This is a genomic window from Nocardioides sp. Root122 (assembly GCF_001425025.1).
GTDB lineage: Bacteria > Actinomycetota > Actinomycetes > Propionibacteriales > Nocardioidaceae > Nocardioides.
The window spans coordinates 837,999-863,430 of record NZ_LMDE01000001.1 but is presented as its reverse complement, the minus strand read 5'-3'; the positions used below and the strand labels follow the sequence as shown (position 1 = coordinate 863,430).

22 protein-coding genes and 1 tRNA gene are annotated in these 25,432 nt (G+C 72.9%); 13 read left to right on the top strand and 10 right to left on the bottom strand.

Going from position 1 to position 25,432, the window contains the following annotated elements:
• Window positions 1-48 precede the first annotated feature (48 nt).
• Entirely contained in the window at window positions 49-1,509 is a 1,461-nt protein-coding gene (glmU, locus tag ASC64_RS04030; RefSeq protein WP_056906186.1) for a bifunctional UDP-N-acetylglucosamine diphosphorylase/glucosamine-1-phosphate N-acetyltransferase GlmU, read from the bottom strand.
• Window positions 1,510-1,611: 102 nt separating this feature from the next.
• Here glmU and ASC64_RS04025 point away from each other — a divergent pair, with 102 nt between their 5' ends.
• Together ASC64_RS04025 and ASC64_RS04020 are read left to right on the top strand one after the other, a co-directional pair.
• Window positions 1,612-2,193, top strand: a complete 582-nt coding sequence (locus ASC64_RS04025) for a hypothetical protein (protein WP_056906185.1) — start codon at window positions 1,612-1,614, stop codon at window positions 2,191-2,193.
• On the top strand, window positions 2,190-3,875 hold the full coding sequence (locus ASC64_RS04020; RefSeq protein ID WP_056906184.1) for a SulP family inorganic anion transporter: 1,686 nt from the start codon (window positions 2,190-2,192) through the stop codon (window positions 3,873-3,875). Before ASC64_RS04025 ends, ASC64_RS04020 begins: the two co-directional genes overlap by 4 nt.
• On the opposite strand, the gene ASC64_RS04015 is transcribed toward ASC64_RS04020, so the two are convergent.
• Window positions 3,876-5,228 carry a glycosyltransferase gene (locus ASC64_RS04015; protein WP_056906183.1) on the bottom strand — a complete coding sequence of 451 codons (1,353 nt, stop codon included), beginning with the start codon at window positions 5,226-5,228 and terminating at the stop codon, window positions 3,876-3,878. It abuts the gene before it with no gap.
• Entirely contained in the window at window positions 5,225-5,509 is a 285-nt protein-coding gene (locus ASC64_RS04010) for a hypothetical protein (protein ID WP_056906182.1), read from the bottom strand. The genes ASC64_RS04015 and ASC64_RS04010 overlap by 4 nt, the downstream gene beginning before the upstream one ends.
• Before the next feature lie 201 nt (window positions 5,510-5,710).
• On the opposite strand from ASC64_RS04010, the gene ASC64_RS04005 reads away from it, so the two are divergent.
• Together ASC64_RS04005 and ASC64_RS04000 are read left to right on the top strand one after the other, a co-directional pair.
• On the top strand, window positions 5,711-7,174 hold the full coding sequence (locus tag ASC64_RS04005; protein ID WP_056906181.1) for a DUF4389 domain-containing protein: 1,464 nt from the start codon (window positions 5,711-5,713) through the stop codon (window positions 7,172-7,174).
• A complete protein-coding gene (locus ASC64_RS04000; RefSeq protein ID WP_056906180.1) occupies window positions 7,171-8,178 on the top strand; it encodes a zinc-dependent alcohol dehydrogenase in 1,008 nt (335 codons plus the stop codon). The genes ASC64_RS04005 and ASC64_RS04000 overlap by 4 nt, the downstream gene beginning before the upstream one ends.
• 66 nt (window positions 8,179-8,244) lie before the next feature.
• On the opposite strand, the gene ASC64_RS03995 is transcribed toward ASC64_RS04000, so the two are convergent.
• Window positions 8,245-8,326, bottom strand: a tRNA-Gln gene (locus ASC64_RS03995).
• 173 nt (window positions 8,327-8,499) lie between these two features.
• Here ASC64_RS03995 and ASC64_RS03990 point away from each other — a divergent pair.
• From ASC64_RS03990 to ASC64_RS03965, 6 genes are read left to right on the top strand one after another with little or no spacing between them, the layout of a single operon-like run.
• The gene (locus tag ASC64_RS03990; RefSeq protein WP_235563506.1) at window positions 8,500-9,471 is read left to right on the top strand and encodes an ABC transporter ATP-binding protein; all 972 of its coding nucleotides are present in this window, start codon (window positions 8,500-8,502) and stop codon (window positions 9,469-9,471) included.
• The gene (locus ASC64_RS03985) at window positions 9,464-10,339 is read left to right on the top strand and encodes a hypothetical protein (RefSeq protein WP_056906179.1); all 876 of its coding nucleotides are present in this window, start codon (window positions 9,464-9,466) and stop codon (window positions 10,337-10,339) included. Before ASC64_RS03990 ends, ASC64_RS03985 begins: the two co-directional genes overlap by 8 nt.
• Entirely contained in the window at window positions 10,336-11,247 is a 912-nt protein-coding gene (locus ASC64_RS03980) for an ABC transporter ATP-binding protein (protein ID WP_056906178.1), read from the top strand. Before ASC64_RS03985 ends, ASC64_RS03980 begins: the two co-directional genes overlap by 4 nt.
• A gap of 13 nt (window positions 11,248-11,260) precedes the next feature.
• On the top strand, window positions 11,261-11,959 hold the full coding sequence (locus ASC64_RS03975; protein WP_056906177.1) for an ABC transporter permease: 699 nt from the start codon (window positions 11,261-11,263) through the stop codon (window positions 11,957-11,959).
• Between the two features lie 36 nt (window positions 11,960-11,995).
• Window positions 11,996-13,117: an ATP-dependent DNA ligase gene (locus ASC64_RS03970; protein ID WP_056906176.1), complete on the top strand. Its 1,122-nt coding sequence runs from the start codon at window positions 11,996-11,998 to the stop codon at window positions 13,115-13,117.
• A complete protein-coding gene (locus tag ASC64_RS03965) occupies window positions 13,114-13,698 on the top strand; it encodes a hypothetical protein (protein ID WP_056906175.1) in 585 nt (194 codons plus the stop codon). The genes ASC64_RS03970 and ASC64_RS03965 overlap by 4 nt, the downstream gene beginning before the upstream one ends.
• Window positions 13,699-14,022: 324 nt before the next feature.
• On the opposite strand, the gene ASC64_RS03960 is transcribed toward ASC64_RS03965, so the two are convergent.
• Window positions 14,023-15,102, bottom strand: coding sequence for a sulfotransferase family protein (locus tag ASC64_RS03960; RefSeq protein WP_056906174.1), 1,080 nt, complete (start codon window positions 15,100-15,102; stop codon window positions 14,023-14,025).
• A 78-nt stretch (window positions 15,103-15,180) separates the two neighbouring features.
• Between ASC64_RS03960 and ASC64_RS03955 the strand changes: the two genes are divergently transcribed.
• Complete coding sequence (locus ASC64_RS03955) at window positions 15,181-17,922, top strand: stealth conserved region 3 domain-containing protein (protein WP_056906173.1); 2,742 nt, start codon at window positions 15,181-15,183, stop codon at window positions 17,920-17,922.
• Between the two features lie 149 nt (window positions 17,923-18,071).
• On the opposite strand, the gene ASC64_RS03950 is transcribed toward ASC64_RS03955, so the two are convergent.
• Window positions 18,072-19,154 carry a DNA polymerase domain-containing protein gene (locus ASC64_RS03950; RefSeq protein WP_056906172.1) on the bottom strand — a complete coding sequence of 361 codons (1,083 nt, stop codon included), beginning with the start codon at window positions 19,152-19,154 and terminating at the stop codon, window positions 18,072-18,074.
• A gap of 53 nt (window positions 19,155-19,207) precedes the next feature.
• Between ASC64_RS03950 and msrB the strand changes: the two genes are divergently transcribed.
• Window positions 19,208-19,606: a peptide-methionine (R)-S-oxide reductase MsrB gene (gene msrB / locus ASC64_RS03945; protein ID WP_056906171.1), complete on the top strand. Its 399-nt coding sequence runs from the start codon at window positions 19,208-19,210 to the stop codon at window positions 19,604-19,606.
• Here msrB and ASC64_RS03940 read toward each other — a convergent pair.
• Complete coding sequence (locus ASC64_RS03940) at window positions 19,590-20,762, bottom strand: helix-turn-helix transcriptional regulator (protein ID WP_056906170.1); 1,173 nt, start codon at window positions 20,760-20,762, stop codon at window positions 19,590-19,592. The genes msrB and ASC64_RS03940 overlap by 17 nt on opposite strands.
• 168 nt (window positions 20,763-20,930) lie before the next feature.
• On the opposite strand from ASC64_RS03940, the gene ASC64_RS03935 reads away from it, so the two are divergent.
• Window positions 20,931-22,316 (top strand): FAD-binding oxidoreductase, encoded by a 1,386-nt coding sequence (locus ASC64_RS03935; protein WP_056906169.1) that lies wholly within the window; start codon window positions 20,931-20,933, stop codon window positions 22,314-22,316.
• A 107-nt stretch (window positions 22,317-22,423) separates the two neighbouring features.
• Here the strand turns inward: ASC64_RS03935 and ASC64_RS03930 are convergent, their stop codons facing one another.
• From ASC64_RS03930 to hemG, 3 genes are read right to left on the bottom strand one after another with little or no spacing between them, the layout of a single operon-like run.
• Window positions 22,424-23,287 carry a hypothetical protein gene (locus ASC64_RS03930; protein ID WP_056906168.1) on the bottom strand — a complete coding sequence of 288 codons (864 nt, stop codon included), beginning with the start codon at window positions 23,285-23,287 and terminating at the stop codon, window positions 22,424-22,426.
• A 47-nt stretch (window positions 23,288-23,334) separates the two neighbouring features.
• A complete protein-coding gene (gene hemQ, locus ASC64_RS03925; RefSeq protein WP_056906167.1) occupies window positions 23,335-24,048 on the bottom strand; it encodes a hydrogen peroxide-dependent heme synthase in 714 nt (237 codons plus the stop codon).
• A gap of 4 nt (window positions 24,049-24,052) precedes the next feature.
• A complete protein-coding gene (gene hemG, locus ASC64_RS03920; protein WP_056906166.1) occupies window positions 24,053-25,408 on the bottom strand; it encodes a protoporphyrinogen oxidase in 1,356 nt (451 codons plus the stop codon).
• Window positions 25,409-25,432: the final 24 nt, after the last annotated feature.

The window sequence follows — 25,432 nt, the reverse complement described above, 5'->3', positions numbered from 1 at the left end:
GGTGCTGGCACGATTCTCACCCACCGACCCGACATCCCCAACCCCGGGTCACCCAGCGGATCCCGGACCAGATCCCGGGGAGTCCTTCTCCTGCTGTTCACGCGCCGTTCGCGCGGCCTCCGCCTGCGCCGTGCCGGCGCGCCTCGACTCGGTCCAGCCCTCGAGGTTGCGCTGCGGCGAGGAGCTGACGGCCAGCGCGCCCGACGGCACGTTGCGGCGTACGACGGTGCCCCCCGCGGTGCCGGCGCCGTCCCCCACCGCGACGGGTGCGACGAAGGTGTTGTTCGACCCGGTCTTGGCGTGGCGACCGATGACGGTGCGGTGCTTGGCCACCCCGTCGTAGTTGGCGAAGATGCTGCCGGCCCCGATGTTGGTGCCCTCACCGATCTCGGCGTCGCCGACGTAGGACAGGTGCGGCACCTTGGCGCCGTCGCCGATCTGGGCGTTCTTGGTCTCGACGAAGGTGCCGATCTTGCCGCCGGCGCCGAGCTGGGTGCCCGGCCGGAGGTAGGCGAACGGGCCGACCGTCGCGCCCCCGCCGATGACGGCGAGCTCGCCGTGGGTGCGTACGACGCGGGCGCCGGCGCCGACCTCGCAGTCCTTGAGCGTGGTGTCCGGGCCGACGACGGCGTCCTCGCGGACCACGGTCGCGCCGAGCAGCTGGGTGCCGGGCAGGATCGTCGCGTCGGGCTCGAGGACCACGTCGGCCTCGATCCAGGTGGTCGCCGGGTCCATGACCGTGACGCCCTCCTTCATCCAGCGCGTCACGATGCGGCTGTTGAGCCGGCGACCGAGCTCGGCGAGCTGGGCACGGTCGTTGGCGCCCTCGGTCTGGTCGACGTCCTCGATGAGGTGCGCGCCGACCGTGAGGCCGTCCTCGCGGGCCAGGCCCACGGCGTCGGTGAGGTAGTACTCGCCCTTGGCGTTGTCGTTGCTGATCCGGGGCAGCGCCGAGACGAGGAACTCCGCGTCGAAGGCCAGGATGCCGGAGTTGATCTCGTCGATCGCCTGCTGCTGGGGCGTGGCCTCCTTCTCCTCCACGATCGCCTCGACGTCGCCCTCGGCGTTGCGGACGATGCGGCCGTAGCCGAACGGGTTCGGCACGCGCCCGCTCAGGATGCTCACTGCACGCTGGGCGGCCTCGTGCTCCTCGGCGAACGCCCGCAGCGACTCGCCCTCCAGCAGTGGGGTGTCGCCAGCGGCCACGATCACCGTGCCGGTGGTCGTGCCCGCCGCCTCCAGCGCGATCCGTACGGCGTGCCCGGTGCCCTCCTGCGTCTCCTGCACGGCCAGCACCGCGTCGGGCAGCAGCTCCGTGATGTGGGGTCCGACCTGCTCGCGCTGGTGGCCGACGACCGCGACCACGCGGGTGGGCTCGACGGCCTGCACGGCGCGCAGCACGTGGCCGATCATGGAGCGCCCGGCGATGGGGTGCAGCACCTTCATGGTCTTCGACTTCATCCGGGTGCCGCCGCCTGCGGCGAGGACGATGACGGTGAGGTTGTCCATGGCCGCAGTCTGTCACCGGTCCCTCCGCCCCGCGGAAGCGCGGGACGTTGGGCCCTAGCGGGGCGCGGTGCGCGCGCGGTCGACTGGCGCCGAGGAGGTGCGATGACCGAGAGCACGTCGCGGCGCGCCAGCGTGGACCTGTACTGGCTGCCGCTCGGCGCAGGCGGGCACTGCGTCCGGCTGAATGGCCGGGTGTTCGAGGCCTTCGTCGCGCGTCGTGAGCACCGCCGCGCCTGCGACCTCTACCACTCCGCCCTCGAGGTACGCCTGGGCCCTGACCGCTGGGCCATCGAGATGGCCCCGGTCTGGAACACACGCGAGCCCGATCGGGGCGTGGTCGCCGAGGGACCGGTAGGCCTGCGCTGGCTGGGGCGGTCCCGGCTGTTCCGCTACGAGGTCCGGTGCTGGCAGGGCGGACGGATCCCCGACGTCGACGAGGCCGTCGACAGCCCGGTCCGGATGAGCGCCGACGTCCGGCGCGCGCAGCGGGTGCTCGAGCTGGCGCCCCAGTTCCGTACGGCGACCTGGGCGCTCGACGAGCAGCGCACCGGCGACATGTGGAACTCCAACTCGCTGACCTCGTGGCTCCTCGTCCGCAGCGACCACGACCTCGCCCGGGTGGCGCCGCCCGCCGGCGGACGGGCACCGGGCTGGCACGCCGGACTCGTGGCCGGGTCGCGATGACGACCTCACCCTCCTCCACTCCCTCCTCCAGGTGGCTCGACTCGCTGCGCCCGCCCGAGGCGCGCGCGCTCCGGCGGGACGTGGTCGCGGGCGTGACCGTCGCGGCGTACCTGGTCCCGCAGGTGCTGGCGTACGCCGGCCTGGCGCGGGTGCCGCCCGCCGCCGGGCTCTGGGCGGCGTTCGCCGCGCTCGCGGTCTACTTCCTGCTCGGGTCGTCCCCGCAGCTCTCCGTGGGTCCCGAGTCGACGACGGCGCTGATGACGGGCGCGGCGCTCGCCGCCATCACGGTGCCCGGGAAGTCCGCGCAGGACACCGCGGCGCTGCTGGCCCTGGCGGTCGGCGGCGTGTGCCTGCTCGCGTGGGCCGGCGGCCTGGGGTTCCTGGCCGACCTGCTCTCCAAGCCCGTGCTGGTGGGCTACATGGCCGGCATCGCGGGCCTGATGGTGCTGTCGCAGACTGGGCGCGGGACGGCTGCTGACGCCCCCGAGGGCGACCCGCTGACGCAGGCGTGGTGGGTGGCGCAGCACCCGTCGGCGATCCACTGGCCCACGCTCGCGGTGTGCCTCGGCACCCTGGCCGTGCTGCTGGTCGGCGACCGGCTGTGGCCCACCGGACCTGTGCCGCTGCTCGGCATGCTCGCCGCGACCCTCGCCGTGGCCGTGGCCCGCCTCTCCGAGGACGGGGTGGCGGTCGTGGGCACGCTGCCGTTCGCACTGCCGGACGTCGGCCTGCCCGCCCTGTCGTCGTTGGGGTCGTGGGCACTGCTGACCACCGCGCTCGCCATCGCGGTGGTCGGGTTCACCGACAACGTGATCGATGCCCGCGCCTTCGCGGCCCGCCGGGGTGACCGCGTCGACGCGCAGCGCGAGCTCCTCGCGCTGGGGGTCTCCAACGTCGCCGCAGGGCTGGTGCACGGGTTCCCGGTCAGCAGCTCGGGCAGCCGGACGGCGATCGTCGACGCCGTCGGGGGAAGGTCCCGCTGGGCGGGACTGTCCACCCTGGCCGCCGCACTGGTCCTGGTCGTGGCGCTGCGCCCCGTGCTCGCCCGGTTCCCGGACGGGGCCCTCGCCGCGGTGGTCGTCTACGCCGGCCTCCGTCTGGTGGACGTCGCGGAGTTCGTCCGGATCGCGCGCTACCGGCGTACGGAGCTGGTCATCGCGCTCGCCACCGCGCTCGGCGTGCTCGCCCTCGGGGTCCTCGAGGGCGTGCTGGTCGCGGTCAGCCTCTCCCTCGTCGACGTGTTCCGCCGGGTGGCGCGCCCCCACGACGCGGTCGAGGGCCTCGTGCCCGACGTCGCAGGCATGCACGACGTCGACGACTACGACGACGCTGCTCCCGTCCCCGGGCTGCTCGTCTACCGCTACGACGCCCCGCTGTTCTTCGCCAACGCCGAGAACTTCCTCGCCCGGGTGCGGGACTCGGTGGCGGCGTACGCCCCGGAGTGGGTGCTGCTCAACGCCGAGACCATCGGGGAGGTCGACCTCACCGGCGCGGACGCGCTCGAGACCCTGCGCGCCGAGCTCGCCGCGAAGGGCATCGTGCTGGCGCTGGCCCGGCTCAAGCAGGACCCGCGCAACGCGCTGCAGCCGAGCGGCGTGCTCGACCGCATCGGGGAGGAGCACATCTTCCCGACGCTGCCGACCGCCCTGGAGGCGTTCCGCGCCGCAACCGGCCGGGAGTGACTACACCTCGCCCATCAGCTGCGCGAACAGCTCGACGTACTGGATCAGGTGGCGGTCCGCGAGGTAGTGGTCGCGCACCCGCTCGTGCGCCGCGCGTCCCATCTCCTCGCGCCGCCCGGCGTCGGCGAGGAGGGACGACAGTGCGCCTGCCAGCTCGGCGCCGTCGCGCGGGTCGCGCAGCAGCAGGCCGCTGACGCCGTCCTCGACCTGGTCGAGGATGCCGCCGACGGCGGACGCGACGACGGGCCTGCCCTTCCACATCGGCTCCGTCACGGTCAGCCCGAACCCCTCCGCCAGGCTCTTCTGCACCACGACCGTCGCCCAGCGCTGCAGCGCGTTGACGGTCCGGGCGTTGTCGTCGAGGTCGTCCATCGGCACCGACACCAGGTGGCTGCGGTCGCGGGCCCGGGTGGGGAGCGCGCGCCAGAGCGCACGACACTCCGCCAGCACCTCGGCCGCCTCGGGGTCGTCGGCCACGCCCGTCGCCTCCGGACCGGCCAGCACCAGGTGGACGTCGGGCGGCAGCTCGTCGAGGTGCCCGGCGAAGGCGTCGAGCACGCCCGCCATGTCCTTGAGCCGGTCCCACCGGCTCACCTGCAGCACGACGCGGCCGTCCCTCGGCAGCGGCGACCCCTCGACCACGAGTCCCTCACGGTGGACCAAGCGGTCGACCTCGGCCGCGTCCAGGTCGATGTTCTTGGGGCTGAACGGGTCGAGCGACGGCGGGATCACGCGCAGCCACCGCCGGTCGACCCAGTCCGGGGCGAACGACTCCCGCGAGAAGATGCAGGCCTGCGCGGGCTCGACCAGCTCGCGCAGGAACCCCCACGCCTCCCGCGTCCACGCGTTGTGGTCGTCGAGCCCCACGTGGCAGCGCCAGACCACGAAGGCACCACGGTCCCGCAGGGCCTGGGCGAGCCCGGCCGTCTGCGGGTCGTGCAGCAGGACCACGTCGCCGGGCCGGACGTGCTCGAGGACCTGGCCACGGTGCCGCGCCAGCGTGGCGTCGTACGTCGCCCGCGCGGCCGCGTCGAGCGCTCCCGCGTCGCCGGGGACGCCGTGCAGCCGGTTGTGCAGGCGCTTGGTCACGGCGAAGAAGTCGGGGTCACCGCCGACGACCAGCCAGCGGATGTCGACGCCGGTGCCGGCCGCGTAGGCCACGAGCGTGTGCAGCATCTCCGCGACCCCGCCGCCACGCGCGGTCGAGTTGAGGTTCCAGACGGTGCGGCCCTCGAGCAGCCGGCGGGCCACGGCGACGTACGTCTCGAGGCGTTCGACGCGCTCGGGGGTCAGCAGGGGCTCCAGCCGCTGCAGCGCGATCGGGGCGACCGCGACCTCCTCGACCCCCGTCACGACGGGTGCCTGGGTGAGGGCAGCTCGATCGGGGCACCCACCCGGACCTGGACCCCCGGAGCGGCACGGCGGGCGACGTCCAGCGCCTCGTCCATGCGCCGGATCGCGCGGGCCCGCGCCGCGTGGTCGCACGTTGGCACGGCCGATTCGACGAGCTCGAGGGCCCGGTCGGAGCCGAGGGCGCGCAGCGCCGCCTCCCGGACCAGGTCCGCGAGGCCGGCCACGTCGTCGACGACCAGCCGGACCGTGTCGGGCGGGGGCGGTGCGGGGGCGTGGGCCATGCGGGTCCTCCTCCTTGTGGATGCCCCGAGTCTCGCTCCCCCACGTGGGGGACGACAGGGTCCTAGGTCCCACCACCTCCCCGGGAAGTCGTGCCGTTCGGCCCTGCCCGGTGCCTCGCGGCAGCGCAACGATCGAGGGGAACGAGCGGCTCCCGGTCGCGTCACGCACCGTCCGGGAGCCGTCGACCGAAGGGCTCACTGATGACCACCTCGACCACCGCCTCACCCGTCCCCCCGGCCGCTCCCCCGAGCTACCCGGTGCACGTCGACGCCGACCTCGACCCCGGCCTGAGCCGGGGCCTGTGGATCGTCAAGTGGTTCCTCGCCATCCCGCACTACGTCGTGCTGGCCTTCTTGTGGGTCGCCTTCGCGGTGCTGAGCGTGGTGGCGTTCTTCGCCATCCTGTTCACTGGCCGCTACCCGCGGCCGATCTTCGACTTCAACGTCGGCGTCATGCGCTGGAGCTGGCGCGTCTCCTACTACTCCTACGGCGTGCTCGGCACCGACCGCTACCCGCCGTTCACGCTCGCCGAGGTGCCGGACTACCCCGCCCACCTCAGTGTCGACCACCCCGAGCACCTGTCGCGCGGGCTGGTGCTGGTGAAGTGGTGGCTGCTGGCGATCCCGCACTACCTGATCGTCGCGCTCTTCGCCGGCGGCGTGGCGTACGGCGTGAGCGGCGCGGACGACGAGAGCTGGATCAGCATCAGCCTCATCGGCGTCCTCGTGCTGGTCGCCGCCGTCGTCCTGCTGTTCACCGGTCGCTACCCGCAGCAGGTCTTCGACCTCGTCCTCGGCCTCAACCGGTGGGTGCTGCGCGTCGCCGGCTACGTCGCACTGATGACTGACGAGTACCCGCCGTTCCGCCTCGACATGGGCGGCCACGAGAGCGCCACGGCCTCCCGCCGCCCGGACAGTCCGGACAGTCCGGACAGTCCGGACGGCTTGGACAGCCCGCCCGCGCCCGTCGCTGCCCCGCACGCCGGCCCCCGGGGCTGGACCACCGGGCGCATCGTCTCCGTCGTCGCCGGATCGGTCCTGGTGCTCGCCGGCCTCGGCCTCGCCGGGGCCGGTGGGACCCTCGCGCTGGTCGGTGCGACCGACCGCGACGACGGGTTCGTGATGAGTCCCGCCATCGGCATGGACGGCGGCGCGTGGGCCATCACCTCCGAGGACGCACGGATCACCACCGAAGGGGCACCCGACTGGGTCCCCGACCGGGTCCTGGGCGACGTCCGGGTCACGGCGGAGAGCGATTCCGCGACGCCCCTCTTCATCGGCGTTGCGCGCTCGGCGGACGTGTCCGCCTACCTCGACGGCGTCGGGCGTGACGTCTTCCGCGAGATCCGGGACGGCAAGGCCGTGCTGGAGGAGACGTCAGGCCGAGCGCCCCGGTCGGCGCCCCAGGACCAGACGTTCTGGGTGGCCAGCGCCACTGGCACGGGCGCGACCCTCGACTGGGAGCCGCAGGACGGCAGCTGGACCTTCGTGCTGATGCGCACCGACGGCGCCCGAGGCGTCTCCGCCGACGTCGCCACGGGGGCCCAGCTCCCCGTCCTCGACGCCGTCGTCGCCGTCCTCTTCGTCCTCGCCGGGCTGTTGCTGCTCGCCGGGGCCCTGCTGATCGCCGTACCCGTCCGCACAGTTGCTAGGAGAGAACGATGAAGGCAGCAGTCGTCCCCACGCTCGGCGCACCGCTGGAGATCCGCGACGTCCCGGTCCCCGAGCCCGGCCCCGGCCAGGTGCTCGTGCGGATCGAGACCTGCGGGTTGTGCCACACCGACATCCACGCCGCCCGCGGGGAGTGGCCGGTCAAGCCCAAGGACCTGCTCATCCCCGGCCACGAGGGCGTCGGGACCGTCGAGGTGGTCGGCGAGGGCGACCTCCCCGTCGTGATCGGTCAGCGCGTCGCGCTGCCCTGGCTGGGCCACGCCTGCGGCCACTGCCGCTACTGCGTCGCCGGCTGGGAGACCTACTGCACCAGCCCGTCCTACATGGGCTACACGATGGACGGCAGCTACGCCGAGCACGCCGTCGCCTACGCCAGCCACGTCGTGCCGGTGCCCGACGCGGTGACCTCGCGCGACGCCGCGCCGCTCACCTGCGCGGGCGTGACGACGTACAAGGGGCTGAAGGTGGCCCGGCCGCAGCCCGGTGAGACCGCGATGGTGGTCGGCATCGGGGGCCTGGGGCACCTGGGACTGCAGTACGCCCGCGTGTTCGGCTCGCGCACCGTCGCGGTCGACGTGCACGACGAGAAGCTCCAGCTGGCCAAGGACCTCGGCGCCGACCACGTGGTCGACGCACGCGGCGACCAGCAGGCCGAGCTCGCCGCGCTCGGCGGCGTCGACGTCGCCCTCGTGACCGTGCCGTCGCCGGCTGCGATGCGCGCCGCGCACGCCGCCCTCAACCCCAACGGCCGGCTCGTGCTCGTCGGACTGCCCGCGGACGACCGGCTCGAGCTCCCGGTCTTCGAGACCGTGCTCAAGGGCATCTCGGTCATCGGCTCCCTGGTCGGCACCCGCAACGACCTGGCCGAGTGCTTCGACCTCCACGCGCGCGGCCTGACCCGCGTCGTCACCGAGACCCGCAGGCTGGAGGACGTCAACGCGTGCTTCGAGGAGGTCCTCGCCGGCGAGGTGCCGGCCCGCCTCGTCTTCGAGATGTAGCGCCGGCCCCGTCATCGTGGAGCCCTGGAGCCACCCGGTGGCACCGGGGCTCCACGGTCCTGTGCGTGGCTCCCCGGGTAGGAGTCGAACCTACGTCGCTAGTCCTGATTCAAAGTCAGGCGGGCCCTGCCGGCAGACCAACCGGGGATAGGTGCCCAAGCCTAGGAGAAAGCACGGGACGTGTGGCGATCCGGTCGGCGGGGCGACCGGATCGCAGCACGTCCGCAGCGTCACGGGCGGGACGTATCTTCACCAGACCTTCACGCCGATCCGGGCGATCCCTGATGCCGTACGACGTCGCCGGCCGCTAGCGTGGCGGGCGTGACGGGGGAACTCACCGGGCTGCTGCCCACCAACCAGTCGGTCATCACGACCGCGGGCCTCACCAAGCACTACGGCTCGGTGCACGCGCTCACCGACCTGACCGTCGACGTGGGCCCCGGGGTGACCGGCCTCGTCGGCGCCAACGGCGCTGGCAAGTCGACGCTCATCAAGATCCTGCTCGGGCTCCTCGAGCCGACGAGCGGGAGCGCCAGCGTGCTGGGCCACGACATCGAGCACGCGAGCCAGGAGATCCGGCGGCTGGTGGGCTACATGCCCGAGCACGACTGCCTCCCGCCCGACGTGAGCGCCAGTGACTTCGTGGTGCACATGGCCCGGATGTCCGGCCTCGGCGCCGCACCGGCGCGTGAGCGCGCGGCCGACGTGCTGCGGCACGTCGGGCTCGACGAGGAGCGCTACCGGCCGATGGGCGGCTACTCGACCGGCATGAAGCAGCGGGCCAAGCTCGCACAGGCACTCGTCCACGACCCCCACCTGGTCTTCCTCGACGAGCCCACCAACGGCCTCGACCCGGCGGCCCGCACCGACATGCTGCGCCTCGTGCAGCGCATCGGCAGCGACTTCGGCATCGCCGTGCTGGTCACCTCCCACCTCCTCGGTGAGCTCGAGCAGGTCAGCAACCACGTCATCGTCCTCGACGGCGGCCGCCTGCTGCGGTCCAGCGCCACCACCGACTTCCTCCGCCGGACCGGCAACCTGCTCGTCGAGGTGGTCGGCACCGAGACCGAGCGCGACCGTCTCGGCGAGGCCCTCGCCCAGCGTGGGCTCACCTGCCGTCCCCGGGGGTCGATGGTCGCCGTCGACCCGCCGCCGCCCGAGCTGGCCGAGGCCGGCGCGGTCCACGACGTGATCCGCGACGTGACCGCCGAGCTCGGGCTGGGGCTGATGCGGCTCGAGCCCGACCACGGCCACCTGGAGGACGTGTTCCTCGAGGGAGGTGCCCATGTCTGAGCGCTCCGGCGTCATCCACGACCTCGGCTACCGGCGCTACGACGGTCCGCGCGACGGCACCGCGACCATCGCCCGCACGCTCTACGTCACCGGCCTGCGCCACACCTACGGCCTGGGCCGCTCCGGCAAGTCGAAGATCCTGCCGTTCATCCTGCTGGCCATGGCCACGCTGCCGGCGGCGATCGTGGTGGGCGTCGTCGTGCTGACCGGCCTGGGTTCGCTGCCGGTCACCTACGCCGACTACACCAACCAGGTGCAGCTCGTGATCAGCCTCTTCGCGGCCGCGCAGGCACCGGTCCTGTTCTCCCGCGACCTGCGGCACCGCTCGATCGTGCTCTACCTGGCCCGGCCCCTCTCCTCCTCGGTCTTCGCGGTGACGAGGTGGCTGTCGCTGACCACGTCGCTTCTCTTCTTCATGTGGGTGCCGACGTTCCTGCTGTTCGCCGGCGCCCTGCTGGCCGGCCTCGACAAGAGCGACCAGCTCGAGGGGTTGCTCAAGGCGGTGGTCCTCCAGCTGCTGCTCGCCGCGCTCGTCGCCGGCGTCACCGGGTTGATCTCCTCGGTCTCCCTGCGCCGCGGCTTCGCGGTCGTGGGGTCGGTGGTCGCCCTGATCGTCGTCTCCGGCGTGGTCACCTCGGTGCAGGCCATCACGAACGCACAGGACGCCGACGGCATCGGCGTCGCGGCCGGGCTCCTCTCGCCGTGGTCGATCTTCAGCGGCCTCGCCGACGCCTGGCACGCCGGGGTCGTCACGTTCACCCCGCCGGGGAGCGCCTGGGCACTGGCGTACGTCCTGGTCGCCGTGGTGCTGACCGCGCTCTGCGTGCTCGGCCTGGTCGCCCGCTTCCGGAAGGTGGGTTCGCGATGAGCACCCTCGTCCTCGACTCCGCCTCGCGCTGGTTCGGCAACGTGGTCGCCGTCAACGACGTGTCCCTGTCGATCGGCCCCGGCGTCACCGGCCTCCTCGGGCCCAACGGCGCTGGCAAGACCACGCTGATGGCGATGATGTCGGGCTTCCTGGCCCCGTCCTCCGGGCACGTCACGCTCGACGGCCAACCTGTGTGGCGCAACACGGCCATCTACCGCCAGATCGGCCTGGTGCCCGAGCGCGAGCTCAGCTTCGGCTACCTCACCGGCCGGCAGTTCGTCCGCGCCAACGCCGACCTGCACCGCCTCCCCGACGCGGCCGCCGCCACCGAGCGGATCCTCGAGGAGGTCGACATGGTCGAGCCGGCCGCTCGGCGTCTCGACACCTACTCCAAGGGCATGCGGCAGCGCATCAAGATCGCGGCAGCCCTGGTGCACGACCCCGCGGTGCTGCTGCTCGACGAGCCGTTCAACGGCGTGGACCCCCGTCAGCGGATGCACCTGATGGACCTGCTGCGCCGCCTGGGCGACGAGGGCCGCACGGTGCTCTTCAGCTCGCACATCCTCGAGGAGGTCGAGCGGCTGGCCCGGCACATCGAGGTCGTCGTCTCCGGTCGCCACGCGGCCTCCGGCGACTTCGGTGCCATCCGCCGGCTGATGACCGACCGGCCGGTGCAGTACGCGGTCCAGTCCAGCGACAACCGCGCGCTGGCCGCGGTCCTCATCGCCCAGCCGGCGGTCCGCGCGGTCAGCCTGCGCGCCGACCAGCTCGACGTCCAGGTCGACGACCTGGGCAGCTTCGCCGTCGGCCTGCCCGGCTGGGCGCGGCAGCACGACGTGACCCTGTTCGAGCTCTCCCCCAGCGACGAGTCGCTGGAGAGCGTCTTCGCCTACCTGGTGGCCCGATGATCAAGGACCCTTCATGAACGGGACGATCGCCAAGCTCGCCCTGCAAGCACTGCTGGGCCGACGCCGCTTCTTCCTGCTGCTGGCCTTCCCGGTGCTGCTGATCGCGCTGGTCACCCTGATCACCGCGCTCACCGACGGGGACGCGGCCTTCGACATCCTGCCCGGGCTGGGCTACCCGCTCGTGCTGCCGCTGGTCGCGATCCTCGCGGCGTCCTCGGTGCTGGGTCCCGAGGTCGACGACGGCTCGATCGTCTACCTGCTCGCCAAGCCGGTGAACCGCTACGTCGTGGCCATCAGCAAGTGGGTCGTCGCGCTCGCCGCCACGCTGGTGGCCGGGTCGTTGGCGATCCTCGTCGCCTCGCTCATCACGGGTGACACCACCCGCGCGCTCGGGATGTTCGTCGGCGCCGTCGTCGCCGGGACGGCGTACTCCGCACTGTTCCTGGCGATCTCCGCCATCACCCGGCACGCAGTCATCGCGTCGCTGATGTTCGTGCTGATCTGGGAGAGCCTGCTCGGCAACCTGTTCACCGGCGTCGCGTGGCTGAGCATCGGCCAGTGGGGCCTGCGCGTCGGCCACGAGGTCTCCGCCAAGCTGCCCGACCCGGCGAACCTGACCTGGGCGGTGCTGGCCAGCATCGTGGTGACGGTGGCCGGCGTGTGGTTCGCCGGTGACCGGCTGCGCTCGTTCTCGCTGCGCGGCGAGGACTGACGCCCGGCCGCTCCGGTCAGGGATAGGCTCGATTTCGTGGACCTTCCCGTGATGCCGCCCGTCCAGCCGATGCTGGCCAAGAGCGTCAGCGGCGTGCCGGATCCCGCCAAGCACGGCGGCCTGAGCTTCGAGCCCAAGTGGGACGGCTTCCGCTGCCTGGTCTTCAAGGACGGCGACGAGGTCGAGCTCGCCAGCCGCAACACCAAGCCGCTGACCCGCTACTTCCCCGAGGTGGTCGAGGCCTGCCGCCGGCAGCTGCCCGAGCGCATCGTGCTCGACGGTGAGATCTTCGTCGGGCTGCAGGGGCCCGAGGGCTGGCGGCTGGAGTTCGAGACGCTGCAGGAGCGGATCCACCCGGCGGCGAGCCGCGTCGACAAGCTCGCGGTGGAGACGCCGGCCGGCTTCGTCGCCTTCGACCTGCTCGCGCTCGGTGACGAGTCCTTCCTGGCGCGCCCCTTCGCCGAGCGACGCGCCGCCCTGGTCGAGGCGCTGGCCGACCTCGACGGCACCGGCCCGTGCTTCCTGACCCGCACCACCGAGGACCCGGCGGAGGCCGAACGGTGGTTCGACGAGTTCGAGGGCGCCGGCCTGGACGGCGTGGTCGCCAAGCCCCTGGGAGCGGCGTACGAACCCAACAAGCGCACCATGCTCAAGATCAAGCACGAGCGCACGGCCGACGTCGTGCTGGCCGGCTACCGCGAGCACAAGACGTCGACGCCGGAGGAGCCGCTGATCGGCTCCCTGCTCCTCGGCCTGTACGACGACGACGGCGAGCTGCAGCACATCGGCGTCTCGGCCAGCTTCACCGCCGCGAAGCGGGCCGCGATGTGGCACGAGCTGCAGCCGCTGGTCTGCGACATCGCCGACCACCCCTGGGGGAAGTGGAACGAGTTCCTCACCGCCAACCCCGAGCGCGTCCCCGGCACCCAGAGCCGCTGGAGCCAGGGCAAGGACCTCGGGTTCACCGCGCTGCGACCCGAGCGGGTGCTGGAGGTGAAGTACGACCACATGGAGGGTCGCCGCTTCCGGCACACTGCGCACTTCACGAGGTGGCGCACCGACCGCGATCCCGAGAGTTGCGGATATGCCCAGCTGGACGAGCCCGCGGGCTATGACCTCACTAGAATCCTGAGCACCGACCACGGAGGCGAGTCATGACCGACCACACCGAGATCCCCGACGACTCGATCCACGACGGGCAGGGCACCTACGACGTGGTGCTCCTCGTCGAGCAGGCCCTGTCCCCCGCCGACGCCAAGCAGGTGCGCTCGCTCCACGTCGAGATCGAGGACCCGGTCGTCTACCACGTGCTGCTGCCCCTCGAGGACGCTGCCGCCCGCATCGAGGCCTCCCTCGGCACCCTCGGCGCCGGTGACCTGATGGCCGCCCCGGCCCTGGCGATGAACGACGTCGACATCGAGGCTCTCCGCAAGGAGTGCCAGGAGAACTCCTCCGCCGAGCTGCAGCAGACGCTCGTCGCGCTCAAGGAGGCCGGCGGCACCTGCCACGGCAAGGTCACCTCCGAGCCGCCCGTCGACGCGCTGACCGCGATGGTCGCGGCGGTCGACGCCCGCGAGGCGATCATCCTCACGCGTCCGCACGTGGTCGCCGAGTTCTTCCACGTCGACTGGACCTCGCGGGCCCGTCGCAAGCTCGGCGTACCCGTCCTGCACCTCATCGAGCACGAGAACTTCGACGAGCAGGCCTCCGGCTCCGGCGAGGGCGTCACCGGCCTCTGACCGGTCTTGGTCCGGTCTTGGACCGCGGAGGTCGCGGCACCCGGTGTCGGGGTAGTCCAGTGAGAAGTGGCTGCCCCACGTCCTTCCTCACAGCCGTACGCCACTGGACTACCCCGCCCCACCCCACGTCGACGTAGTCCAGTGAGAAGTGGCTGTTCAGGACGCCCCCCAACAGCCGTACGCCACTGGACTACCCAGCCACCCCCGCGATAGTCCACCGGGAAGTGGCTCCCACACCCACGTCCCGACAACCGAATGCCGGTGGACTACCCCAGCGGGCTCACGTCCGGGCCTGGCCGACCCCACCGAGGGGCGTACGACGGCTCAGCCGCGCGGTCGCCGCACCCGGCGTACGACGGCGCGGCCCAGGATCGAGGCGGCCTCGCGCCCGCCGACGGTCTGCGGCCTGCCGGCCCGGCGCGCCTGGTCGAGCTCGCGACGCAGGTGCTGCACCGTGGCGCGCTGCGCGTCACGCGCCTCGCGGGCGGCCAGCGTGGACTCCGCCTTCGTGTGGTCGAACGTGAGGGCCACGGCGTCGGCGTAGCGGGTGTCGTACTCGAGATGGATGACGTCCAGGCGCGCCTGCGTGTCGTCGTCGGCCGGGGACGTCGTCAGCACGCCGAGGAGCTGCCAGACCTCCTCGGCCATGTCGCGCAGCCACACGGGGGTGCGGACGTCGTCCCAGGTCAGCTGGGACTTGCGCATCGACGGCTCGATGAAGTCGTCCACCGGGTGGTGCTCGGTCGACGAGAGATCGGTGTTGAAGTCGAGCTCGAGCTGCTGCTGGACCGGCGCCAGCGCAGCGCGCCAGTCGGCGAGGAGGTCGACGTACCTCACGAACGAGCGCTTGTCACCGCGCCCGGCCTGCTCCGTCAGGAGGGCGGCGTGCACCCAACCGGCGACGTTGGAGGTCTCCTTGGTGAGCCTCAGGTCGTCGGACTGGCTGGAGAGGTAGGCGATGTCGCGCGACCCGACGACCTCGGCCGGGTGGCGCAGCGCCGTCAGCCAGCGCAGGTCCACGTCGAGGTCGCGGCTCGCGTCCTCCCACGCCCGGGCGAACCAGAAGGCGTGCGGGTCCTTCACGACGATCTGCTCTGCGTCGAGCTGCCCGGAGAGCCACTCGCGCAGCTCGGCGGTCGGCTCACCGGACGCGAGGTAGTCGGCGACGAGGTCGACCGCGGCCGGTCGGCTGTCGATGTTGAACAGCGCGAGCTCGCGGAGGTGGCGCTTGTGGAAGTCGATGACCCACTGCGGCTCGTAGAAGCCGCGCGGGTTGGTCTCCGACGCCTCGACCTCGGGCTGCGGCACGTGGAGGCCCAGCCGCTTGAGCGTGCCCGCCAGGGAGCTGGTGCCACTGCGGCCGGAACCGGAGACGAGGACCAGCGGGGTGGGGGGCGTCGGCATGCGGGTCACCCTATCGGCCGGCGTCCCACCTCCTAGGATCGTGGCGACCGCACTCGACGAGGACAGGACACCGGACACGTGGCACTCTCCGACAAGGTGCGATCGGCCGTACGCCGCGTGCGCCGCGACGGGCCTCTCGACATCGTCTTCGTGCTCTTCAACGCCGACGGCATGGGCGGCACCGCGCGCTCCGGGATCGCGCAGGCCAACGCGCTGGTCGGCCTCGGCGAGGGCCACCGGGTGCGGATCCTGAGCGTCACCCGAAGCGGTGCGACGACCCACTACCCGCTGGCCGACGGGCTGGAGGTCACCTACCTCGTCGACGTACGCGGTGAGCGGGCGGCCGCGGTCAACGGTCGTCACCCGGCCGAGCTCGCCGACCGCGAGTCCGTGATCGTGCCGCGGTCGTGGGACGCGACCTTCAACGCGCTGACCGACGCGACCCTGCGCGAGGCGCTGCCCGCGCTCGACGCGGACGTCCTCGTCACGACGACCCCGGAGCTGCTGGCCGTGGTCGCCCAGCTCGCGCCGGACGGCGTCGCGCTGGTGCACCAGGAGCATCGCGCCTCCTCCAGCCGGGTCAACGACCTCGGCGCGCTGCTGGAGTTCGCTCCCCGCGCGGACGTCGTGGTGTCGCTGACCGAGTCGATGTCGCGCTGGCTCGCCGGCCGCCTCGGGGGTGCCGCACCCGAGCTGCTCGTGATCCCCAACCCCCTGCCCGCCGAGCCGCAACCGCGCTCCGCGCTGGACCAGAAGACGTTCGTCACGGCCGGTCGGCTGGCCCCCGAGAAGCAGTTCGAGCACGTCGTCGACGCGTTCTGGCGCATCCACGAGGAGATCCCCGGCTGGACGCTGCGGATCTGGGGCGACGGCCCGCGCGCCGGCAACCTCGCCGCACAGGTCCGCAAGCTCGGGCTCGAGGGCCGGGTCGAGCTCCCGGGCACGACCGACGACATGACCACCGAGTGGACCCGGGCGAGCGTCGCGGTGCTCGCCTCGCGCGCCGAGGGCTACCCGCTCGTCCTGCAGGAGGCGATGTCCGCGGGCGTGCCGGCGGTGTCGTACGACTGCCCCTCCGGCCCCCGCGAGATCATCACCCACGACGTCGACGGGCTGCTGGTGCCGCCGGGCTCCAAGGCCGCCCTCGCCGCCGCCATGCAGCGCGTCGCCACCGACGACGACCTCCGCACCCGGCTCGGTGCCGCCGCGCTGGAGCGGTCCGAGCGCTGGGACGGCCTGGCGCTGGCCCGCCAGTGGGTCGACGTGTTCCGCGGTGCCATGGCCCGCCGCGCCGACCCGCTCGCCCCGCGACGCGTCCTGCACGGCCTGCGCCCCGGACCGATCGGCGACCTGCCCGAGACGACCGGCGCCCGCGGCCTCACCCCCGCCCAGGCGCGTACGACGACCCTGCAGGCGCTCACCGCCGCAGCCACCGCGAGCAGCGACGGCTGGTTCGTGGTGCCCGCCCGTGGCCTCGACCCGCACCCCTTCGTCGTCGTGCCGTCGTCACGCCGGGGCGCCTTCCTCGCGGCGCTGGCCGCTGCGTCCGTGCCCGACTGGCTGTCGGTCCGCGAGCCCGCCGAGCGCGGCTGGCCCGAGCGGCGCGGCACGGTCGCCGCGATGACCGACGAGCTCGCGCGCAACCGCACCGCCTCGCTGTTCCTCGAGCCGTGGCCCATGCGTGGCGGCCACGACGGCGTGCTCGGCGAGGGCGTCGAGGTCGGCGTGCAGTTCTGGGAGGAGTCGCCCGACGGCGAGCTGTTCGCGCCGAGCCTCAACCGGTTCGGCGACCGCGTGCCCGCCGGGACCCCGCGCACCACGATCGAGGTCGAGGGCGTGACCGTCCCGACGCTGGAGACGATGGCCCTCCCGACCGTCGACGACTGCCGCTTAGACGTCGACGTCGTCTACACGTGGGTCGACGGCGACGACGAGGCGTGGCTGGCCGCGCGCGACCAGCGGATCACCGAGATGGGCGGCACGCCGAGCGCCCGGGCGGGCGGCGCGCAGCGCTACCGCAGCCGCGACGAGCTGCGCTACTCGATGCGCAGCCTCCACCTCTTCGCCCCCTGGGTGCGCCGGATCCACCTCGTCACCGCGGGCCAGGTGCCGTCGTGGCTCGACACCTCCCACGACCGCATCCGGGTCGTCGACCACCGCGACATCCTGCCCGAGGCCGCGCTGCCGACCTTCAGCTCGCACGCCATCGAGACCCGCCTCCACGCCGTGCCCGACCTGGCCGACCACTTCGTCTACGTCAACGACGACGTGTTCCTCGGGCGGCCGCGGCGCCCCGAGCACTTCTTCTCACCCGGCGGCCAGTACGCCGCCTTCGTCGCCGACCACCGCGCCGTCGGCCTGCCGGGCACCGACGACCGCCCCTACCTCACCGCGGCGCTCAACAACCGCCGGATCCTGGCCGAGGCGTTCGGCGTCAACCTCACCCAGACGATGATGCACAGCCCGCACCCCCAACGTCGTACGACGCTGGAGGAGATCGCGGCCCGCTTCCCCGCCGAGGTCGAGGCCACCACGCTCGCGCCCTTCCGCTCCGAGGCCGACGTGTCGATGCTGTCGTCCTTCGCGCAGAGCTACGGGCTGATCACCGGGCAGGCCTTCCGCGCCACCGCCCACCACGGCTACGTCGACCTCGGCCACCAGCAGCTGCCCGTCCAGCTCAAGCAGATGAGCCACCGCAACCGCGACTTCTTCTGCATCGCCGACAACATGCTCGCCGCCTTCGACGAGGAGCGCGCCGACGGCCTGCTCCACGAGTTCCTCGAGGAGTACTTCCCGATCCCGGCACCCTGGGAGAAGTAGCGCGCCCCACGCCTTCGGTGGTCGAGGAAGGCGCCCCGGCGCCTGTCACGAGACCCGGTCACCCGATTCGCACGCCCGAGGCTGAGGGGTTTCGTGACGGGCGCTGCCCGCCCTCCTCAACCAGCGACGGTGAGGAACGCGGCGGGGTCTCAGTCGGGGATGCGGTTGCCCTCGGCGTCCCAGTGCGACTCGACCTTCTTCGACGGCTGGACGCGGGGCGGCTCACCGGGCATCTTCGGGTGGTCCGGCGGGAAGTTGAGCTCGACCGGGTGCTCGTCCCAGAGCGCGAGCGGGACTTCGAGGCCGCAGTGGACGTCGTCGATCGCGGCCCACGGGTCGCCGTCGGCGGCCAGCCGCTCCGGCACCGTGAAGAGGTTGAACGCCAAGGGTGACGAGAGCGTCGCGAGCTCGTCCCACGTCACCGGCGTCGACACCGGGGCACCCGCGATGGGCCGCAGGGAGTACGCCGACGCGATGGTGCGGTCACGGGTGTTCTGGTTGAAGTCGACGAAGATCCGCTCGCCGCGCTCCTCCTTCCACCACGCGGTGGTCACGCCGTCGTCGCGCTTCTCGAGCTCACGGCCGATCGCGATCGCCGCGTGCCGCACGGCCGCGAAGTCCCACTCGGGACGGATCCGGACGTAGATGTGGATGCCGCGGTTGCCCGAGGTCTTCACGAAGGGGATCAGTCCCATCTCCTCGAGCAGCTCGCGGGCGACGCCGGCGACCCGCACGGCGTCGGTGAAGGTCGTGCCCGGCTGGGGGTCGAGGTCGATCCGCAGCTCGTCGGGATGGTCGACATCGGCACGTCGCACAGGCCACGGGTGGAAGGTCAGCGTGCCCATGTGCGCGCACCAGACCGGCACGGCGATCTCGGTCGGGCAGATCTCGTCGGCGGTGCGACCGGACGGGAAGGTGATCGTCGCAATCTCGAGGTAGTCGGGAGCCCCCTTGGGGACGCGCTTCTGGTAGAACGCGTCGGCGTTGCGGTCCTGCGGCCCGGTCGCGAGCTTCATCCCCTCGCGGACGCCGGAGGTCCAGCGCTCGAGCGCGGTCGGGCGATCGCGCAGGGCCCGCATGAGGCCGTCCTCGACGCTGGCGAAGTACTCCGCCACCATCAGCTTGGTGACCTCCGGCGTCGCCTCCGTCGCCTCGTAGATGACCCGCTCGGGGGACGAGATCCTGACCTCGCGCTCCCCCGCCCGGACGTACGCCTCCGACGCCTTCGCCATACCCGCGACCCTAGCGGGACGCCTCACTGGAACGCGTCCGTAAACTCAGAGGTATGGCCTATGACGTTCAGAAGACCGACGAGCAGTGGCGCAAGGAGCTGACCCCCGAGGAGTACGCCGTGCTGCGGCAGGCGGGAACGGAGCGGGCCTTCACCGGCGAGTACACCGACACCGACACCGAGGGCACCTACTCCTGCAAGGCCTGCGGCTCGGAGCTGTTCACCAGCGACACCAAGTTCCACTCCGGCTGCGGCTGGCCCAGCTTCTACCAGCCGGTGACCGACACCGTGGAGTACATCGAGGACACCTCGCACGGGATGAAGCGCGTGGAGGTGCGCTGCGCGACGTGCGGCTCGCACCTCGGGCACGTGTTCCCCGACGGCTTCGGCACGCCCACCGGCGACCGCTACTGCATCAACTCGGTCAGCATCACGCTCAACGAGAAGAGCTGACCTCCGCCCGCGGCTCCCGGACCCCCGGAACACCCGGGGTGAACCAGCCCGATGGGCTCAGCTCGTCGCCCATGCGCGGGACGTACTGCTCGAAGTAGACCCGGGAGATCAGCTCGCGGCGGCTGCGCACGTCGGCCTTGAGGAACACTGTCTTGAGGTGGTCCTGCACGGTCCACGGCGAGACGTGCAGGGTCGCCGCGATCTCCTTGGTGTCGAGCCCCTGCAGCACCAGCTGGGTCACGTCGCGCTCGCGCGGGGTCAGGTCGAAGGCTGCGACGACCAGCGGCACGATCTCCGGCGGCCGCGCCTCCTCGATGGTGACCACCACGTCACCGCCGGCGCCTGACAACGGAGCGGCGTGCAGCACCAGCCAGGTGCCGCCGGCGGTGCGGATCCGCGAGCGCGGCGGGACCGAGGTCTCGCCGCGCGCCAGCCGTCGGGCGGCGCCGACCAGGGCCGACACCATCCCGGCAGGATCGCCGTAGACGTCGCCGGACCCCAGCTCCGCCAGGCGCGCCTCGGCACCCAGGCTCATCTGGCGCACGGTGTCGTCGGCGCCCACGATCAGCACGGCCGGCCCGCCCGCCACCGGGACGACCTCGCTCGAGGAGAGCCGGCAGAGCATGCCGGTGCGCACGCCACGCGCGAACACCTCGGTGAGCGAGGCCATGAACTCGATCTCGGCCGTGCCGAAGGGCACGTCGTCGGGCCCGCGGAACAGCGCCATCGCACCCCACGCCGCACCCGCCTCGCGGAAGACCAGGCGGAGCTCGTCGGCGAAGCCGAAGTTGGGCTTCATGAAGCGGCTCATCCGTCCGGAGCGCTCCACGTCCCCGCCGGTGAGCGCGTGCACGCCCGCTGCCGGGACCGCGGCGCGGGCCAGCTCGCCGAACGCGGTGGGCTCCACGGTCCCGTACTCGATCAGTCCGAACTCGTGGTCGTAGGTGTTGGTCTCCGCGAGCGCGCCGTACTTGCGGGCGCTGGTGAGGAGGAAGGTGGCCGGGTCGTGCGTGCCCAGGCACACCCCCACCGCCGGCACCGCCCGGCCGACGGAGTCGACGGCCTCGGCGAGGAACGTCTCGAGGTCCAGCCCGGCACGCGAGAGCACGTCGACGTCGCGGCGTACGCGCTCGGCGAGCACAGCAGTGGCAGGCATGCACACGAGTGTCGGGGACGACCCCGCTCGAGCGCACTCCCATAACTCTGGGAAGTCCACTGGTCCAGATCAGTGGGTCGCGAAGTCCCCTGCCGACTGGGATCGCACGGCGGTGGCGCGCGGTCCCACGATCGTCGGGTCAGCACCACCCGATCGAAGAAGGACCAGATGAACAGCATCGACCTGAGCACCGCCACCGGCCGCGCCACCAGCCTCCGAGGCCTGTGCGGCGGCGCCATCCATCTCCCCGGCGACCCCGGGTACGACGCCGCGCGCACGCCGTGGAACGTCGCCGCCGAGCTCCGCCCGGCCGCCGTGGCCGTCCCGCGGGACGCCTCCGACGTCGCCGACGTCATGCACGCCGCGCTCGACGCCGGTCTGCGCGTCGCCCCGATGAGCACCGGCCACGGCGCCGCGCTGCTCACCACGGACGACCTCGCCGACGTCGTCGTGGTCCGGATGTCCGGACTGACCGGCGTCACCGTCGACCCCGCCGCACGCACGGCCCGTGTCGAGGGCGGCACCCTGTGGCAGGACGTCGTCGAGGCCGCCGCCTCGCACGGCCTGACCGCACTTCACGGCAGCTCGCCCGACGTCGCCGTCGCCGGCTACTGCCTGGGCGGCGGCATCGGCTGGTACGCCCGCAAGCACGGCTTCGCTGCCAACAGCGTCGTGGCCGTCGAGCTGGTGACGCCCAACGGGGAGCTGCTGCGCGCCGACGCCGACCACCACGCCGACCTGTTCTGGGCGCTGCGCGGTGGCGGCGGCAACTTCGGCGTGGTGACCGCGCTCGAGATCCGCCTCCTGCCGTACGCCGACGCCTACGCCGGCATGCTGCTGTGGGACCGCGAGGCGGCACCCGAGGTGCTGCGCGCCTGGGCAGCGTGGACCCAGGACGCGCCCGAGGAGGTCACCACGTCGTTCCGCGTGCTGTCCTTCCCGCCGCTGCCGGAGCTCCCGCCCTTCCTGAGCGGCCGCCAGCTGGTCGTCATCGACGGTGCGGTCCTCGCCGACGACGCGACGGCCGAGGAGCTCCTCGCCCCGCTCCGCGCGCTCGACCCGGAGATGGACACCTTCGGCCGGGTGCCGGTCACGGCCGTCACCCGGATCCACATGGACCCGGAGGGTGCCGCCCCGTCCGCCGCCGACCACACCCTGCTGGCCGAGCTGCCGGAGGAGGCGGTCGAGGCCTTCCTGGCCCAGGTCGGCCCGGGGACCAGCACGTCGCTCCTGGCCGCGGAGCTCCGCCAGCTCGGGGGCGCGCTCTCACGGCGTACGACCGACGCCGGCGCCATCGGGGCGACCGACGCCGCGTTCGCGGCCTTCTTCGTCGGCATCGCGCCGGTCCCGGAGGCCGTCGCCGCGGTGAAGGCGGACGCCGCCCGCGTGGTGGCCGCGGTGGAGCCGTGGTCCGCGGCTCGGGAGCTGCCGACCTTCGCCGAGCACTCCGACAGCGCCCGGCGCTGCTACGCCGACGCCGACTGGGAGCGGTTGCGGGCACTGCGCGCCCAGGTGGACCCCGGCGGCCGCATGCGGGCGGGCCACGTCATCTGACGTCGCCGCCCGGGTAGCGATGCCCGGGTAGGTAGGGACGTCCTGGTGGGCGATCCGTACGGTTCACCTACCAGTTCGTCCCTACCTACCCCCTCGGCGGGCGACGCTCAGGAGGCGGGCACCAGCGCCGAGGTGATGCGCACCAGCCCGGCACCGTAGGTCGCGTCGGCCCAGTCCTGGATCGACCCGTCGTCGAAGACCACCTGGGCGTCGAGGGAGTCCGGGGCGGTCGACCCGCTGGTGAGCAGCCGGTCGCCCAGCGCGGCCTGGAGCTCCTGGTTGATCGTGTTGAGGTCGGCGTCGGTGCGCTCGACGGTGGTCACGCAGAGCGGCCCGCCCCACGTCGTGCGCAGCTGCGCCTCGGCGGCCTCGGCGTCACCCGTCACGGCGACGCTGATCGTGCCGTCGCTCAGCCACGCGGCGGCGTACGTCGGCAGGGCGGAGGCGGCGGTCAGGGTGGCGTCCATGTCCTCGGGCGTCGCCTTGTCGGGGTCGGTCGTGGTCGCGTCGTCGCAGGCCGGGTCCAGTCCCCCGGCCTGCGGCTCGGCCATCGTGTCGTAGAGCGCCGCGGGGATCGCGTCGGTCGCGGTGAAGGTCGTGCCGTCGAAGGTGCCGGTGACGGCGTAGGAGCCCCACGTGACGCCCGCGGCCTTCTCGACACCGACGTCGCCCCACTCGAAGCCCTCGACCGCCGGGCCGCCGCACTGGGGCGGGTAGGACTCGGCGACGGCGCCCAGGCACAGCTCGGGACCGGTGCCCGGGTCGAGGACCGTCACCAGGCCGGTGGTGCGCACCGGGCCGTCGGGCACGGGCACTGGCGCCTCGCCGGCCGGCTCGGGGGACGAGCTGGTGGCCGACGACGGCGCGCCGCCCGCGGCGGGGTCGACGGCGCGCATCTCCCCCTCGGTCGAGCAGGCGGCGAGCGAGAGCGCGGTGGCGGCGAGGGCGAGCGTCAGCAGAGGTGTCCTCATGCCTCTGGGACGTTACCGGGCCGTCGGCGGTTCCGCGCGCGGAGGCGTCAGGGCAGGCGGGCGAGGAGCTCGGCCGGGGTGACCCGGGCGCCGGTGTAGAACGGCACCTCCTCGCGCACGTGGCGACGGGCGTCGGAGGCCCGCAGGTCGCGCATCAGGTCGACGATGCGGTGCAGCTCGTCGGCCTCGAAGGCGAGCATCCACTCGTAGTCGCCCAGGGCGAACGAGGCGACGGTGTTGGCGCGCACGTCGGCGTAGCCGCGGGCCTGCTGGCCGTGCTCGGCGAGCATCCGGCGACGCTCGGAGTCCTCGAGGAGGTACCACTCGTAGGACCGCACGAACGGGTAGACGCACACGTGCGCGCGGGGCTCCTCGTCGGCGAGGAAGGCCGGGATGTGGGACTTGTTGAACTCCGCGGGCCGGTGCAGCGCCATCTGCGACCAGACCGGCTCGAGGCGGCGGCCGAAGGCGGTGCGTCGGAAGGCGTTGTAGGCCGCCTGGAGCTGCTGGGAGTCCTCGGCGTGCCACCACACCATCAGGTCGGCGTCGGCACGCAGGCCGCTGACGTCGTAGAGGCCGCGGACCTTGACGTCCTCCTCGGCCAGCACCTCGAACAGCGCCTCGACGTCGGTCGCCTCGGCCTCCCGGTCGGCGTCACCGAGGACGTCGCGGAGCTTGAACACCGACCACATCGTGTAGCGGATGCTGTCGTTGAGCTCCTTGGTGCGAGCGGCGTTGGTCTTCGAGGAGTCCGTGCTCATGCCCTCATTCTGCCCGGGTGACCGAGGCCACAGCGCGGCGGGCCGACCCGATCACCGCGGGGATGCCCACCCCGTCGTAGGCCGCCCCGCAGACCGCCAGTCCCGGCAGGTGCTCGAGGCCGGCGCGGATCCCCGCGACCCGCTCGACGTGGCCCACGGCGTACTGCGGCAGCGCGCCACCCCAGCGCTGGACGTGGGCGTCGACCGGCGTCGCGGTGATGCCGGCCATGCCCGCGAGGTCGGCCAGCGACACCCGTACCAGCCCCTCGTCGTCGGCCTGCAGCGTCGACACCTCGCCGTGGCGCCCGAGCGAGGTGCGCAGCACGACGACGTCGGGGTCGAGGTCGCGCACCCAGCCCCACTTGGCGAAGGAGAACGTGGACGCCTTGATGGTGCGCTGCTCGACGGGCGGGACGAGGAAGCCGGACCGGTCGAAGAGCGCGTCGGGCACGTCCTGCGCCCGGAAGGCCAGGGTGACCACCGCGACGCTCGCGGTCTCGATGCCGGCCAGCTCCGCAGCCGCCCGCGGCGCGACCTCGCGCAGGAGCCGCGCCGTGGGTGCGGCCGGCGTCGCCACGACGACGGCGCCCGCCTCGATGGTCTCCGGGCGGGTGGTGGGACCGACCGTGACGGCCCAGCCCGACGGCGTACGCCGCAGCGCGCGGACGGTCGCCGAGGTCCGCACCTCGAAGCCGCCGGCCGCGGCGATCAGGCCGGGGAAGCGGCCCATGCCGCCGGGCAGGGCGGCGAAGACGGGGGTCGAGGACGCAGGTAGGGCGGCGGCCTGCTCGAGCAGGCTGCCGCGACGCGCCATCGCGAGCAGCTGCGGCACCGCTGCTGCGGCGGAGAGCTGCCGTGCGTGACCGGCGTACACGCCACCGAGCAGGGGCTCCACGAGCCGGTCGACGATCTCGTCGCCGAGGCGGGCCGCCACGAGGTCGCCGACGGAGACGTCGTCGCCGACGACCGAGTCCTGCTCGTGCAGCGCGCGGGCGAGGCCCTCGGGACTCAGCACGCCGCTGGCCGCGAGCTGGTCGACGTCGAACGGGACGCCCATCAGTGACCGCGGCATCGTGCGCAGCGCGCCGCGCGACCAGACGCCGGAGGTGGCCGACGTGGGGTGCACGACCTCGGCGCCGATCTCGGCGGCCAGCCCCACGCCCTCGGGCCTGCGGGCGAGCATGGCCTCCGCGCCGACGTCGACGGTCAGGCCGGCGACCTCGTGGCTGCGGAGCTTGCCGCCGACCTGGGGCGAGCCCTCCAGCAGGAGCACGTCGCGACCCGCCGCTGCGAGGTCCAGGCCGGCCACCAGGCCCGCGACGCCACCACCGACGACCACCACGTCCCTGTCCTGCGCCACGACCCTCACCCTAGGGTGAGCAGC